15 protein-coding genes and 1 tRNA gene are annotated in these 13,689 nt (G+C 58.0%); 11 read left to right on the top strand and 5 right to left on the bottom strand.

The features are described 5' to 3' along the window. Positions 1-91 precede the first annotated feature (91 nt). The 8 genes from dnaG (at position 92) to VPH41_RS03105 (ending at position 8,371) form a co-directional block, all read left to right on the top strand. Positions 92-1,888, top strand: coding sequence for a DNA primase (dnaG, locus tag VPH41_RS03070; RefSeq protein WP_152256679.1), 1,797 nt, complete (start codon positions 92-94; stop codon positions 1,886-1,888). A 464-nt stretch (positions 1,889-2,352) separates the two neighbouring features. Continuing rightward, positions 2,353-4,593: an RNA polymerase sigma factor RpoD gene (rpoD, locus tag VPH41_RS03075; protein ID WP_092796101.1), complete on the top strand. Its 2,241-nt coding sequence runs from the start codon at positions 2,353-2,355 to the stop codon at positions 4,591-4,593. A gap of 108 nt (positions 4,594-4,701) precedes the next feature. After that, positions 4,702-4,780: transfer RNA gene (locus tag VPH41_RS03080), tRNA-Ile, on the top strand. A gap of 558 nt (positions 4,781-5,338) precedes the next feature. After that, positions 5,339-5,653, top strand: coding sequence for a hypothetical protein (locus VPH41_RS03085; protein ID WP_328568923.1), 315 nt, complete (start codon positions 5,339-5,341; stop codon positions 5,651-5,653). A 102-nt stretch (positions 5,654-5,755) separates the two neighbouring features. Next, positions 5,756-6,496, top strand: coding sequence for a DUF4145 domain-containing protein (locus tag VPH41_RS03090; RefSeq protein WP_328568924.1), 741 nt, complete (start codon positions 5,756-5,758; stop codon positions 6,494-6,496). Between the two features lie 6 nt (positions 6,497-6,502). Beyond that, on the top strand, positions 6,503-7,324 hold the full coding sequence (locus VPH41_RS03095) for an abortive infection family protein (protein ID WP_328568925.1): 822 nt from the start codon (positions 6,503-6,505) through the stop codon (positions 7,322-7,324). A gap of 51 nt (positions 7,325-7,375) precedes the next feature. After that, on the top strand, positions 7,376-7,603 hold the full coding sequence (locus VPH41_RS03100) for a hypothetical protein (protein ID WP_328568926.1): 228 nt from the start codon (positions 7,376-7,378) through the stop codon (positions 7,601-7,603). A gap of 432 nt (positions 7,604-8,035) precedes the next feature. Beyond that, positions 8,036-8,371, top strand: a complete 336-nt coding sequence (locus VPH41_RS03105) for an FKBP-type peptidyl-prolyl cis-trans isomerase (protein WP_328568927.1) — start codon at positions 8,036-8,038, stop codon at positions 8,369-8,371. Positions 8,372-8,387: 16 nt separating this feature from the next. Here VPH41_RS03105 and VPH41_RS03110 read toward each other — a convergent pair whose 3' ends face one another. Continuing rightward, positions 8,388-8,864 carry a DUF2726 domain-containing protein gene (locus tag VPH41_RS03110; protein ID WP_328568928.1) on the bottom strand — a complete coding sequence of 159 codons (477 nt, stop codon included), beginning with the start codon at positions 8,862-8,864 and terminating at the stop codon, positions 8,388-8,390. 97 nt (positions 8,865-8,961) lie between these two features. Further along, on the bottom strand, positions 8,962-9,675 hold the full coding sequence (locus tag VPH41_RS03115; protein WP_328568929.1) for a YjjG family noncanonical pyrimidine nucleotidase: 714 nt from the start codon (positions 9,673-9,675) through the stop codon (positions 8,962-8,964). A gap of 130 nt (positions 9,676-9,805) precedes the next feature. On the opposite strand from VPH41_RS03115, the gene VPH41_RS03120 reads away from it, so the two are divergent. Next, on the top strand, positions 9,806-10,531 hold the full coding sequence (locus VPH41_RS03120) for a pyridoxine 5'-phosphate synthase (RefSeq protein WP_328568930.1): 726 nt from the start codon (positions 9,806-9,808) through the stop codon (positions 10,529-10,531). Next, positions 10,519-11,052, top strand: coding sequence for a DUF2947 family protein (locus VPH41_RS03125; protein ID WP_328568931.1), 534 nt, complete (start codon positions 10,519-10,521; stop codon positions 11,050-11,052). The genes VPH41_RS03120 and VPH41_RS03125 overlap by 13 nt, the downstream gene beginning before the upstream one ends. A gap of 15 nt (positions 11,053-11,067) precedes the next feature. Here the strand turns inward: VPH41_RS03125 and VPH41_RS03130 are convergent, their stop codons facing one another. After that, on the bottom strand, positions 11,068-11,562 hold the full coding sequence (locus VPH41_RS03130; RefSeq protein WP_287775118.1) for a DUF4265 domain-containing protein: 495 nt from the start codon (positions 11,560-11,562) through the stop codon (positions 11,068-11,070). Positions 11,563-11,682: 120 nt separating this feature from the next. Here VPH41_RS03130 and VPH41_RS03135 point away from each other — a divergent pair, with 120 nt between their 5' ends. Continuing rightward, positions 11,683-12,099, top strand: a complete 417-nt coding sequence (locus tag VPH41_RS03135; RefSeq protein ID WP_328568932.1) for a GFA family protein — start codon at positions 11,683-11,685, stop codon at positions 12,097-12,099. A 21-nt stretch (positions 12,100-12,120) separates the two neighbouring features. Here the strand turns inward: VPH41_RS03135 and VPH41_RS03140 are convergent, their stop codons facing one another. Together VPH41_RS03140 and VPH41_RS03145 are read right to left on the bottom strand one after the other, a co-directional pair. Beyond that, a complete protein-coding gene (locus VPH41_RS03140) occupies positions 12,121-12,726 on the bottom strand; it encodes a glutathione S-transferase (RefSeq protein WP_328568933.1) in 606 nt (201 codons plus the stop codon). A 68-nt stretch (positions 12,727-12,794) separates the two neighbouring features. Beyond that, complete coding sequence (locus tag VPH41_RS03145; protein ID WP_035828139.1) at positions 12,795-13,514, bottom strand: Crp/Fnr family transcriptional regulator; 720 nt, start codon at positions 13,512-13,514, stop codon at positions 12,795-12,797. Positions 13,515-13,689: the final 175 nt, after the last annotated feature.

Here is a 13,689-nt window from a genome sequence, read left to right on the forward strand (position 1 = left end):
CAGCCTGTTAACAGCCCACACGTTGACCTGGCTCAACCTCCGGCCACGTGCGGTAGTATAGTCTGACCTATAACAAGACCCGCCCTAGCCAGTGATACCTCAATCCTTCATTTCCGATTTGCTCAACCGCGTCGATATCGTCGATGTCGTGGGCCGCTATGTGCAACTGAAAAAAGGTGGCGCCAATTTCATGGGCTTGTGCCCGTTCCACAGTGAAAAATCGCCCAGCTTTACCGTCAGCCCCACCAAGCAGTTCTATCATTGTTTCGGCTGTGGCGCGCATGGCACCTCGATCGGCTTCCTGATCGAATACTCGGGCATGGGCTTTGTCGATGCCGTCAAGGACCTGGCGCAGAACGTGGGCATGGTCGTGCCGGAAGCGGACGACAAGATTCCGCCGGCCCAGCGCGCGCAGATCCAGGCGCAAAGCCTGGCCCTGTCCGACGCCATGACGCAGGCTTGCGATTATTACCGCGGGCAATTGCGCCACGCGCCGGAAGCCATCGCCTACCTCAAAAACCGGGGCTTGACGGGCGAAGTGGCCGCTCGCTTCGGCATGGGTTTCGCGCCCGGCGGCTGGGACAACCTGCGCTCCGTCTTCCCCGATTACGACGTGGTGGCCCTGGCCGAAGCGGGCCTGGTGATCGACAAGGTCGATGAAGAGGGCAATAACCGCAAGCGTTACGATCGTTTCCGCGAACGCATCATGTTTCCGATTCGCAATACCAAGGGCCAGGTCATCGCCTTTGGCGGCCGCGTGCTCGACCATGGCGAACCGAAATACCTGAACTCGCCGGAAACCCCCTTGTTTTCCAAGGGTTTCGAACTATATGGGCTGTTCGAGGCGCGCCAGGCCATCCGCGACGCCGGCTATGTGCTGGTGACGGAGGGCTATATGGACGTGGTGGCGCTGGCGCAGATGGGTTTCCCACAAGCGGTGGCCACCCTGGGCACGGCGTGCACGCCCACCCACGTGCAAAAACTGCTGCGTCAGACCGATAGCGTGATCTTCAGCTTTGACGGCGACAAGGCCGGCCGCCGCGCCGCCCGCCGCGCGCTGGAAGCGAGCCTGGCCCACGTGTCGGACAATAAGACCATCAAATTCCTGTTCTTGCCGTCGGAACACGATCCGGATAGCTACATCCGCGAATTCGGCGCCGAAGGCTTCGAGCAGCAAGTGCATGAAGCCATGCCGCTGTCGCAATTCCTGCTCAAGGAAGTGTCGGGCGAGCATGATCTGTCGGAGCCGGAAGGGCGCGCCCGCGTGCAGTTCGACGCCAAGCCCCTGCTGCAACTGATGGCGCCGTCGTCCTTGCGTCTGCAGATCGTGCGGGGACTGGCGCAGCTGACGCAGTCCACGCCGGCCGAGATCGAAGCGCTGTTCGAGCTGGCCAAGCCTGTTGCTGTAGCGCATCGCGCGCCGCCGAAATCGGGCCGCCCCGTTCCTGTCGGGCTGGAATTGAAGATCATGCGCATGCTGGTGGCGCATCCGCCCTTGACCCTGCGTATCGACGAGGCTGCCCTGGCCGCCTTCCAGCACCTGGGGCCCGATGCGGCGCACAGTCTGGGGCAACTGGTGGCCGTAGGCCAGGCGCTGGGCGAACACGGCAGCTTTGCCGCGCTGGCGCAGCAGTTGAAGGAGCTGGGCAGCGAATACGACGAGATCATCGGCGAGATCGCGGCCGGCACGGAATCCGATTACGACAGCGAATTGTCGTGGCTGGTGAGCACCATCCGGGAGATCAAATTGAATGCCTTGAAGGCGGAATTGCAGCAATTGTTTGCGTCGGGTTTGCCATCCGAGAAAATTGGTGTACGCTACCGCGAAATCATGCAGGAGCAAGGTGAGCTGGAGCGTGAGCGCGATGCCGAGTTGGTGAATCGATAACCTTGCTCTGGGGGTATGGCGCGCACTGGAAAAACATTTTTCGCGTGCTATAATTAAATGCTAAGTATTGTGTGCTTTGGCAAGCTAGTTCTGTTTCGTAAATAGTATTTGTTTTCAGTAAGTTAGGCTCTTGATCGGCGCGGTGGATCGTGTCGGCAGCCAGGGCCAACTGGCGTTTTCGGCGTTGCGGGCAAGGCTCGCAGACGCTGGCAAGCCGCGCCAGGCTCTCGCTCCCAACGCGGTCGATGCAGGAATTTTTGCCGAGACGGCTGGCAACAGCCGGTGGACAGGAATTGCTGCGCTTCCCGCGGATCGTGGCCGATGAGGTGTAAGTAACGTAACAGTGTCGAATTTGCGTAGTCGGCAGGTTCGAAGATGGTGGTTCCCGCAGGTAGACAGGGAGCTGGCAGCAAACTTTATCCTAATCCACCGTAAAGCAAGTCGTTGTGTAATCGAAAGCGCCTGTGCCAATCAAGAAACCCGAATCCAAAGCGGCTGCAAAGCCCACTAAAGTTACCACGAAAGCCGAAAAGGCGCTCGACCGGCCAGAAGCCCGCGTAACCAGCGCGCCGCCTGTGGTCAGCCAGACCACCGATGCTGCCACCCTGGCAGCCATCGATACGTCCGGTTATGTCTTGCCGTCGGTAAAAGTGCCAGGCCGCCGCGGCCGCAAGCCCAAAGAATTCCAGCCAGAAAATGATGAAGTCGCCGCGCTGAACGCCGTCGAGCGGGCCGAGCTGAAGGCCGTCGACAAGGCCAAGGCCAAGGACCGCAAGGCGAAGGAGCGCGCGCTGCTGAAAGACGCGTTTTCGTCCGACACGGAAGCGAGCGAGGAAGAACTCGAGCGCCGGCGCCAGAAACTCAAGACCCTGATCAAGTTCGGCAAGGAACGCGGTTTCCTCACATATGCGGAAATCAACGATCACTTGCCCGAAAACATCGTCGATCCGGAAGCCATCGAAGGCATCATCGGTACCTTCAATGACATGGGCATCGCTGTCTACGAGCACGCGCCCGATGCGGAAACGTTGCTGCTGTCCGATAACGTTGCCGTCGTCACCAGCGATGACGAGGCGGAAGCAGCGGCCGAGGCCGCATTGTCGACCGTCGATTCCGACTTTGGCCGCACCACCGACCCCGTGCGCATGTATATGCGTGAAATGGGCTCGGTCGAGCTGCTGACGCGCGAAGGCGAGATCGAGATTGCCAAGCGCATCGAAGATGGCTTGAAAGACATGATCCAGGCCATTTCCGCCTGTCCCGTGACGATCGCCGAAATCATCGCCGCCGCCGACCGCATCGCCAACGAAGAGATCAAGATCGACGAAATCGTCGACGGTCTCGTCGATGAGAACGAACCCGTCGCCGCGCCTGTCGTGGCCGCCCCCGTCGAAGAAGACGAGGAAGAGGGCGAGGCGGAAGAAGAGGAAGAAGAAGAGGAAGAAGAAGCGAGCGCGTCGGGCGCCGCCGGTTTCTCGGCGGAACAGCTGGAAACCCTGAAACGCACGGCGCTGGAAAAATTCGCCGTCATTTCTCAGCAGTTCGACAAGATGCGCCGCGCCTTCGAAAAAGAAGGCTACAACTCGAAACCCTACGCCAAGGCGCAGGAAGCCATTTCGCAAGAATTGCTGGGCATCCGCTTCACGGCCAAGGTGGTGGAAAAGCTGTGCGACACCCTGCGCGGCCAGGTCGACGAAGTGCGCCATATCGAGAAGCAGATCCTTGACGTGGCGGTGAACCGCTGCGGCATGCCGCGCGCCCACTTCATCAAGGTCTTCCCGGGCAATGAAACCAACCTCGACTGGGTCGATGGCGAAGTCAACGCAGGACACGCGTACAGCGCCATCCTGGGCCGCAACATTCCGACCGTCAAGGAACTGCAGCAGCGCCTGATCGACTTGCAGGCGCGCGTCGTCTTGCCGCTGCCGGACTTGCGCAACATCAACCGCCAGATGGCGGCCGGTGAAATGAAGGCGCGCAAGGCCAAGCGCGAAATGACGGAGGCCAACTTGCGCCTGGTCATTTCGATCGCCAAGAAATACACGAACCGGGGCCTGCAATTCCTCGACCTGATTCAGGAAGGCAATATCGGCCTGATGAAGGCCGTCGACAAGTTCGAGTACCGCCGCGGCTACAAGTTCTCCACGTATGCCACCTGGTGGATCCGCCAGGCCATCACGCGCTCGATCGCCGACCAGGCGCGCACGATCCGCATTCCCGTGCACATGATCGAGACGATCAACAAGATGAACCGGATTTCCCGCCAGATCCTGCAGGAAACGGGCGCGGAGCCCGATCCGGCCACCTTGGCGATCAAGATGGAGATGCCCGAGGACAAGATCCGCAAGATCATGAAAATCGCCAAGGAACCGATCTCGATGGAAACGCCGATCGGCGACGACGACGATTCCCACCTGGGCGACTTCATCGAGGACAACAACACCCTGGCGCCGGCCGATGCAGCCCTGCACGCATCGATGCGCGGCGTCGTCAAGGACGTGCTCGATTCCCTGACGCCACGCGAAGCGAAAGTGCTGCGCATGCGTTTCGGCATCGAGATGTCCACCGACCACACGCTGGAAGAAGTGGGCAAGCAATTTGACGTGACGCGCGAGCGCATCCGCCAGATCGAAGCCAAGGCGCTGCGCAAGCTGCGCCACCCATCGCGCTCCGACAAGCTGAAAAGCTTCTTGGAAGGCAACTAGAAGCCAATAGGGCTTGACGTACGCCCCTGATACCCCTATCCTCGCGTGTCCGTTTCCAAAACGGTCGCGCGAGGCGGGCATCAACAGCGCCGCCACGCCGCAGTCCCCGGGCCTCTAGCTCATGCTTGGTTAGAGCAGCGGACTCATAATCCGTTGGTGCCGTGTTCGACTCACGGGAGGCCCACCAGAATTCAGCAATATTAGAACAAGCCCCGGCGGGTAACTGCTGGGGCTTTTTTACGCGCGAGACAATCACCGCAAGGTTTGGTCGTTCGGATGGGCTTGTTCTGGCTTCGTCACTAATTTCATCTTATAGAGGTACGGAGTGCATAGGAGGTGCTGCGTACTTTGCCTGCCGTTCGACCTTATATTGCGTTGCTCAATGCGGCTATGGTTGGGCTTGTGTCTAAATGGCGGACCTGACCCTGCTATCGCTGCTATCGCTCAGACATAAAAGCAATTTTGGTCTTTAATGACACTGAATATTTAGCACTGGCGATATATCTAATTGCAGATGTGAATTTAATAATGGGTTACACTGTGTAATTATTAATTTCCACATGGAATCATAGTGAAGATCAAGTCTACTAATCTCACCAAGAGCCTCCTCGTCAGTTTGCTTAGCGCCGTTTTTTCTACCACTGTATCTGCTCAAGTCCTGCTAGAGCCGAAAATCCCTCGCGCAATACCTCATTGTGCCGTTAAGAGTCAAGACCGAGCGTCATTTCCGGGCGTGAATACCTCCATGAACAGTAGTCAAACGTATGCAATGCGTACCGCCGACGGCGGTTTGAAGGGGGTGAAAGTAGATGACATCATAGGTTGTAACGTTAGTTTGAGTGAAGTTGAGGGCCATCTTATGGTGTTAGTGAAGGCAAGGAACGTAAATTCAGAGCCGATCACGTTGGACAAGGAGGGAGTTCTTGTAGTTGCGCCGGTGGAGAAAGTGGCGGTATGGGAAAAGTCCGTAGATATGACTAAGCAGGACCGATTTGAGTTTGATACTGCTGAGACAAAGTTAGGTTTTTCGGTGATAGTTGGCATACAGCGTATTGATTGAGCCCGACTCAATAGCCTATAAGATTTGTGCCTATTCATGCAGTATTTTTTGCTGCATGAGGTTGCGTTTGAAATTGTAGCAGTTGAATATTTTGGGTGAGACATGGTAGAAGATGAATCGAAGGAAGAATCGACTGAAAATCAAACCAAGGGGCAGATCAAAAAAGTTTTTTGTCTTGAATGCAAACGTTTGACTCGTCAGCTTGTCGCCGTCTCATTTGACAAAAAAGGGTCTGCGTGGAATCGACATGAAGGATGGGACGTATCCTGGAGTGAACACTATCAGATTCTTGAATGCCAAGGATGTTCGACTGTATCCTTCCGCGACGCAAGTTGGTTCTCAGAAAATCAAGAACCTGGAGAGGATGGGGTAGTTGAGCGTCTCTATCCCTTGCGAAAAGAGGGGGGGCTGATCGCCCGACCGTTTCAAAACGTGCCGTCGGCCCTGCGCAGGATATACACGGAGTCAATTGACTGTTTTAATTCCGAGAGCAATACTTTATGTGCGGCTGGACTAAGGGCTCTGGTAGAGGGCATTTGTTCCGAACAAGGAATTGTTGATGGCCCTGTCGAATGTCCCGCGAAGGGTGGCGCGACTCAGATACTGAGGAAGACAGACCTCAGTGGCCGAATAGCTGGACTCCATGAAAAAGGACTGTTGACTAAATCTTCAGCCGACACCCTCCATGAACATCGATACCTTGGGAACTCGGCAGTTCACGAATTGGCACGACCTCCCGATGAAGAGTTAAAGCTGGCCGTCGAAATTCTAGAGCATACACTTGATGCTCTGTATGAAATGCCTAAGAAGGCCGCTCAACTCAGAATGCATCGTAACAGGTAGAAAAATATGAGAAAATTAATTCCAGCTCCAGTTATAGCGGCTTGTTCGGAGATTATGGCTGAACGGGAGAGCCACGCCTCAATGAACAACCTGTTTATGTATGCTGGTGCACCAGGCGACCCACCGGAGGGTAGTAAGCCAGTCAAAGCACAGGAGTGGCTTCGTCGTATAAATGCCGATGTTCAGACCGACCCTCTTCAGGTACTAGGTCGACTTATTGAAGGCTACATGGAAGAAGCGCCACCGGAAGCGCGGCCCTTCGATGACAAGCCGGTGCCTCTAGAAACTGCAGATCAGCAAAAAATTAGTAAGGCTCTTTCCCGATACGATTTTCAATACATTAAAGGCGGAACTGTGACGGGTACGGTAGGTGCCCCCTCTAAAACGTTGGATGAGTTTATTCGCAAGCATGATTTGCCAGCTGTAGAGCACGAATTTAGTCGTGCACTTTCGAATGTAGATGCAAATCCACGTGAAGCCGTTTCCGCAGCAAGCAACATCCTAGAGAGTATCTGCAAGGTTTATATTGAGGAGCGTCATCTGGAGAAACCTCCTAAGCAAGACCTTAAGCCAATATGGACCGTTGTGAGGAAGGATCTTGGATTCGACCCGAGTTTGGTCGAAGATCAAGATCTTCAAGTTATTCTCACCGGACTTTTTGCTGTCGTGGAAGGAATTGGATCGCTTCGCACTCACGCAAGTTCTGCTCACGGGGCTGGGAAAAAGCAATATAGACTTGAGCCTAGACACGCACGTTTGGCTATTCACGCTTCGCATACTGCTGCACTTTTTATTCTTGAATCATGGAAGCGAGTAAGAGCAATTTGACCTCACTTGTTTATCTCAGTGGCAGCTATTTACATCGGAAGGATCGAAAATATGGATTACGATTACGAACTGCACGAGCTGCTGCAGGAGGCTATAGATGAAGGATGGATTGACGAGAGTTCTGCAGCCTGCGGCGTGGCAAAACAGTGTATTGATCGTGGGTATGACTCGCTCAGCAATTCACAGAAGGCCACTTACGATAATCACGTGACGCCACATCTGACAAGGATTGTACAGCGCCGTGAGCTCAATGATCGAATGCGCGGTATGCCCGATTAAACCCATAATGGATAATTTGGCATGAAAAAAGACGCGTGTAGACGGCCTACTTTGAGCTCTGAGTTCGTCCATTTAGCAAAGGTGTGTGGGTGCAAAATTTTTTGATGTACTGATGAAGAGTTTGAGCTTTGCAGGATTGGAAAAATGGCGATATGCAGGAGCGTTTTGAGAAGGTTCAACGCAGGTTCAACCGGGTAGTTAGATAACAGCCACTTGTAGTTAGGAATCTAATGATAAGTACTTGTATTGTTAGGTATTGTTCTCTGAAGTTGGATTGTGATAAGGACTCATAATCCGTTGGTGCGGTGTTCGACTCACGGGAGGCCCACCAGAATTTGCAGCAATAGAATGAGCCCCGGCGGGCAACTGCTGGGGCTTTTTTCGTGCTGTCGTACAATCGCGGCTTGGCGCTTTGATGAAGGATGAAACGAGATGACGGCTGAAGTGAAGATGGAAGATATCGTCGTGGGTAACGGCAAGGCTGCTGCGCGCGGTGCGCTGATCACGGCCCACTACCGGGGCTGGCTGGAAGATGGGACGGAGTTTGACTCGTCGCACAAGCGGGGCGAGCCTTTTCGGTGCGTGTTGAGCAATAACAAGGTGATCCAGGGCTGGATTCTGGGTTTGCACGGCATGCAGGTGGGCGGCACGCGCAAGCTGTGGGTGCCGGCGGCGCTGGCGTATGGCGAGCGGCAGATGGGCTTGATTCCGCCGCATTCCAATTTGATCTTCGAGATCGAGTTGCTGGAAGTGCTGACGCGCGATTGATGTTTGGATGGTGCAATCAGGCCGATACGACTTCCGCTTTTTTCAGCAGCAGCTGTTCGATGTCGGCGCGCAGCGCTTGTTGGGTAGGGAAGTTGGCATAGCGTAAGGTCACATAGCCGGCCAGCCTGAGCATGGCATCGCGTTCCCTGTCCTGGCGTTCGCGGCCGGCGTGGCTGCTGTCGTCGAGCTCGATCACGGCGATGACGTTCAGTTGCTGGCTGCACAGGACAAAATCGGCCACCTTGCGGTCGAAACGGTTTCTGTTCGCCCATCCCTTTGCAGTCACCAGCGCGGAAAATGCCACTTGCGCCAGCACCGTGCATTCCGGTAAGGCTGTCTGCAGCAAGTGGTACATCTGCTGCTCGCGCGCCGTCATGACGGGTTTTCTGTGCAGCCGCAGCGGCTTACGGGACTTCGCGTTTCCGCGCACGGCCAGCATGGCAAAGAACAGGAGCAAGGCCGCGATGACGAGCAGGATGCTGTAGGAAGGCATGGGCAGGCATCAGGATGGACGAGTCCTGATGGTACGCGAACAGCGGCGTGTTTTCGTGCCGCTGCCGGCGTATTTCAGGTGTAGCCCTTGTTGAAGATCAAGCCTGTTTCAAGTTGATCTGCATCACGTCCAGTGCCGGCACGATGTCGTCCAGGCTGGCCACTTCATAGGTGGGGATGGCGGCCGAGGTATTGGCCATGCTGTCCGGGTTGAACCAGCAGCTGTCGATGCCGTAGCGGTTGGCGCCCAGGATATCGGCGTCCAGGCGGTCGCCGATGATGATGGTCGTCTCCTTGCTGAAGCCGCGCGCCATGTCGGCCGCATATTCGAAGAAGCGCACGTCCGGTTTGGCGTGGCCGCATGCTTCGGAGGTGGCGACGAAGGAAATGTAGTCGCCCAGGCCGGAGGCGGCGATGCGGCGGTTCTGGATGGCTTCGACGCCATTGGTGATGATGCCCACTTCGCCGATGCGCGACAGGGTTTCGCACACTTGTTTGGCGCCGTCGATGAGCACGACCGTGTCCGGCAACGAGTCCAGATACAGCTGGCTGGCCAGTTCCGGATCGATGGCGATAGCGTTCAGTGCAAACGTCTTGCGGAAGCGCTCCACTTTCAGGAAGTCCTTGCTCACGTCACCCGTCTCGAAACGTTTCCACAGGTCCACGTTGATCGCCTGATATTGGGAAAACAAGTCGTCGATGCCGTCGCGCAAACCCAGTTCGTGCATGGTGTGCAGGAACGAGCGTTTTTCGGACGCCCTGAAGTCGAGCAGGGTATCGTCGAGGTCAAACAGGAATAATTTGTATTTCATGGCATGTTGTTGAAAGCGTGGAACTTGTTTTGCATCGTAGCACGTAGCGCCGAGTTCGGTTGGCCATCGCCTGAGCGGGCGATCCGCTACAATCGCTGCCACACTTGTTACGTTCACTTCATTCCTGCCCATGACCGAGCTCTCCGTCAACGTCAATAAAATCGCGCTGCTGCGCAATTCGCGCGGCCGTAACTTCCCGGATCTGCTCGGATTTTCCGCGCGTTTTCTCGACCTGGGCGCCGCCGGCATCACCTTGCATCCGCGTCCGGACCAGCGCCATGCGCGCTACGATGATGTTGCGCCATTGCAGCGGCTGTGCACGGAGAGGGGACGCGAGCTGAACGTGGAGGGATATCCGGCGGCGGAATTTCTGCAGGTCGTGAAAAGCGCGCGTCCGGCGCAATGCACCCTGGTGCCCGATATGCCGGGGCAATTGACGTCCGATCACGGCTGGGACATCGAACGGCATGCGGCGCTGCTGCGTCCCGCCATTGCGCAATTGAATGACCTGGGCATCCGCGTCAGCCTGTTTGTCGATGCCGACTACCCGGCGCTGGACTGGGCGCGCGAAGTGGGCGCGGCGCGGGTCGAGCTGTACACGGAACGGTTTGCCGAGAGTTATGGCAGCGGGCAGGCCGATGCCGTCTTCGATACCTATCTGCAGGCGGCGCGCCGTGCCCAGGCGCTGGGACTGGGCGTGAATGCCGGGCACGATCTTGACTTGCACAACCTGGCGCGTTTCCTGGATATTCCCGGCATCCTGGAAGTGTCGATCGGCCATGCGCTGGTGGTCGAGTGCATCGAGCAGGGCATGGACAAGGTGCTGGACCGCTACCTTGCGATATGTCGATCGTAGGGGACTTGGGCGACGACGCTGGCCGGCCGCTGCAGCCTGACCGCGACTGGGCATTCTTCGATGCCGATTTTTCCGTGCCGCCACAGATGCTGGCGCAGATACAGGCGCTGACGCCCCGCGCCACGGCGCTGCTGTGGACGCGCCATGTGTCGGCCCATCCCGCTGAAACGCATCCGATGCAGTTGCGTGAGGAACACCGCCTGCAGCCAACGATAGCGGGGCCGGAGTGGCTGGCCGAGTTTGATGCCGTTTCTGGCGAGCACCCTGCGCAGGCGGGATGCGTAGCCGCGTTTCTTGCTGCCCACTTTCAGGCTGCCGGGGCGGCACCCGTCTTGTTCATGGCCAGCCGAGAACTCGCCTACGCGTTGACACCGGCCGCGCTCGTCGCATGCTGGCCTTGCTTGCTGGCCCTGTCTGATGAGGGGCCCTTGCTGTACCAGCCGGCCACGGGCAAGTTCGTCTGGTGCCGGCCACATGGGGCGCTGGCCGGTGGCGAGGACGGGCAGGAATCCGCGCCGTGAGTGCGTACGCAGCGATTACATATCCACCCACCAGTTGAGCAAGGTTTCATCGTCGTCGTCATCGAGGTTGACGTAGATATTGGCGAAGTACCATTCCACGCCCGTCGCTGTGCGGAAGGCGTCGAAGGGGCCGTTGACGTTGTAGATGCCGTGGTGGCCCGGCACGCTGAAGGTGAGGTTGCCTTTGTACTGGCCGTCCATGGTGCCGCCCAGCTGGCTTTGCACGTCGCGTTCGAGCTGGTCCACAGCTTCTTGCGGCACGTCGTCGGCGTCGTAGATATGGATGCAGAAATTGCCGCCGCGCTTCAATACTTCGGCGGGGGCGAGCGGGTCGGCGATGTTGACGATGTCGCCGCGCGCCAGGTTCAGGGTCAAGCCGGGCGAGGCCAGCAGTTCATAGACGTGCTCGTCAATCTGGCGTGCGGGCAGGGTTTCATACACGGGACCGTGGGTGTTTTCGCCTGCCAATACGCGGATGTGCGGCAAGCCTTCGCAATTGATGTCTTCCATTCATTCTTTCATAGTGCCGGCGTCACGCACTGCGGACTGCGCCAGGGTGGGTTTATGGCAATATTGTACCGGGTACGTGCCCGCTGGCCGGGTACGCAACAGTGCAAACGAGGAGAGGCAATGGAGAATGTGGTGCAGGCCGGCGGCTGCTTATGTGGCGCCGTACGCTTTGAAGTGACAGGCGAGGGCAGCAATCCGCACAGTTGCTCGTGCCGCAATTGCCAGCAGCACACGGGCGCGCCCACTGTGGCGTGGGTGGAGTTTGCGCGCGATCAAGTGCGCTGGACGGGCACGGCTGGTGCACCGGCAACATACCGTTCTTCCGAGTATTCGAGCCGGGCCTTTTGCGCCGCGTGCGGCAGTTCCATCGGCGCCATCGACGATGCGCCGACGGTGGCCTTGCTGGTGGGTAGTTTCGATTATCCTGCCCGGGCGGCCTTTGCACCCGCATACCACTCATTTGACGATCTCAGGCCGCTCTGGTGGCACTTCGATGGGGCCATCGCCGCACCCGGACCGGGCGGCGCAGGCAAATAGCCTCCGTGCAGCCTCCGTGCGTCAGACGGGCGGCGTGGACAGGAAGGCGGGCAGGGTTTCTGCCGAGCGCGTGTAGGCGTGCACGCAGGGATAGTCGGCCGGCTTGACGATATCGGGCGTTTCCAGCTGGGCGAAGCTCCAGCCGACGGCAATGGTCACGCCCGCCTGGTCGATACTGCCCGTCTCGCCAGGCAGGGGCAGCTGCGCGCACTCGTGTTCCAGCGCGGTCCAGGCGGCGTGCAGTTGCATGCCGACCCGCTCCAGCCATGGCGCGTGCTGCTTGTCGAGCGGACGCAGCTTGCGTTCGTAGACGATTTGCACGGCTTTTTCATAGGCGGCCAGTGCCAGGCCCGTCAGGCGCAATGCGCGCACGCTGTCGGCGAGGGCGGGCACGGCGGTGTCCGGGCGCAGCAGCGATAGATAGTGGAGGATCAAGGTGGAATCCATCAGCACTTGCCCGTCGTCCAGTACCAGGGTCGGCACCTTGATGACGGGGTTGATCTCGCGTATGGCATCCATGTTGCGGAACACGGACAGCGGCAAGTGCTCGTAGGAAATGCCCTGCAGTTGCAAACAGATGGCGACCCTGCGCACATAGGGCGAGTCGAGCATGCCGATCAGTTTCATGGCCAGTCTCCGGGGTAGTCAGGAGTCTCCACGATACCCGCTTGCCTGCCCGCTGGCCAGCGCCCTGCTTAATTGTGTGCGCTGATGCCGCTGCGGAACTGTTCAAAACCGGCGCGCGCAGCCTTGTAGCAATTGCCGGCGGCCGCTTCCAGGCCTTCGCGGTCCAACACTTCGACCGTGCCGCGGCGGTACTGGATCAAGCCTTCGTCCTGCAGCTTGCGGGCCGTGACGGTGACGCTTTCGCGACGCACACCCAGCATGTTGGCCATGGTGTCTTGCGTGACCTTCAGCTCGTTCGACAGGGAACGGTCGAGGCGGTCCAGCAGCCAGCGGCACAGTTTCTGCTCGATGCTGCAATGGCGGCCGCCCACCACGTTCTGTGCCATTTGCGCAAACATGGCGCTGGTGTAGCGCATCAGCAATTGTGCCAGCGCGCCGCCCTCGTTGAACACTTCGCGCAGGAAGGCCGTTTTCAGGCGGTAGCCGTAGCCAGCCGTCTGCACGATGGCCGTGCAGGTGGCGCGCTCGGCTTCGTACAGCACCACGCCGGCGACGCCTTCGCGGCCGATGACGGCGATCTCGGTGGTGGCGCCGTCTTCCATCACATACAGCAGGGAAACGATGGCGTTGGTGGGGAAATACGTATATTCAATCTTGCCGCCGCAATCGAACAAGTGCTTGCCGGCAGGCAGGGCGACCAGTTCCAGCTGGCAAAACAGGCGCTCCAGATCGGCGCGCGACAAGGCACGCAGCAATTCGTTCTGTTGCGCACCCGTGATGCTGATCATGGGCGTGGCGGGAGCGGCTTGCCAGTTGTGCTGGACGGCGGCGTGGTTATTCGTTGCTGGGGTCAGGTTGCTATAAGCTTTGTACATGGTAGGGCCTCGTCTTCTGATTTTGTTGGATGGCGCTGCGTTTATGGCTTGCTAGCGTTGTGCTGAATCTTGTATCCACTATAAGACG

Origin of the sequence: Janthinobacterium sp. P210006 (genome assembly GCF_036231885.1) — a bacterium.
Taxonomy (GTDB): domain Bacteria; phylum Pseudomonadota; class Gammaproteobacteria; order Burkholderiales; family Burkholderiaceae_D; genus Janthinobacterium; species Janthinobacterium violaceinigrum.

Coding starts and splice junctions, on each gene's coding strand:
- VPH41_RS03085 (WP_328568923.1), top strand. CDS start 5,339: ATGAACAGTAGTCAAACGTATGCAATGCGTACCGCCGACGGCGGTTTG.
- VPH41_RS03090 (WP_328568924.1), top strand. CDS start 5,756: ATGGTAGAAGATGAATCGAAGGAAGAATCGACTGAAAATCAAACCAAG.
- VPH41_RS03095 (WP_328568925.1), top strand. CDS start 6,503: ATGAGAAAATTAATTCCAGCTCCAGTTATAGCGGCTTGTTCGGAGATT.
- VPH41_RS03100 (WP_328568926.1), top strand. CDS start 7,376: ATGGATTACGATTACGAACTGCACGAGCTGCTGCAGGAGGCTATAGAT.
- VPH41_RS03105 (WP_328568927.1), top strand. CDS start 8,036: ATGACGGCTGAAGTGAAGATGGAAGATATCGTCGTGGGTAACGGCAAG.
- VPH41_RS03110 (WP_328568928.1), bottom strand. CDS start 8,864: ATGCCTTCCTACAGCATCCTGCTCGTCATCGCGGCCTTGCTCCTGTTC.
- VPH41_RS03115 (WP_328568929.1), bottom strand. CDS start 9,675: ATGAAATACAAATTATTCCTGTTTGACCTCGACGATACCCTGCTCGAC.
- VPH41_RS03120 (WP_328568930.1), top strand. CDS start 9,806: ATGACCGAGCTCTCCGTCAACGTCAATAAAATCGCGCTGCTGCGCAAT.
- VPH41_RS03125 (WP_328568931.1), top strand. CDS start 10,519: ATGTCGATCGTAGGGGACTTGGGCGACGACGCTGGCCGGCCGCTGCAG.
- VPH41_RS03130 (WP_287775118.1), bottom strand. CDS start 11,562: ATGGAAGACATCAATTGCGAAGGCTTGCCGCACATCCGCGTATTGGCA.
- VPH41_RS03135 (WP_328568932.1), top strand. CDS start 11,683: ATGGAGAATGTGGTGCAGGCCGGCGGCTGCTTATGTGGCGCCGTACGC.
- VPH41_RS03140 (WP_328568933.1), bottom strand. CDS start 12,726: ATGAAACTGATCGGCATGCTCGACTCGCCCTATGTGCGCAGGGTCGCC.
- VPH41_RS03145 (WP_035828139.1), bottom strand. CDS start 13,514: ATGATCAGCATCACGGGTGCGCAACAGAACGAATTGCTGCGTGCCTTG.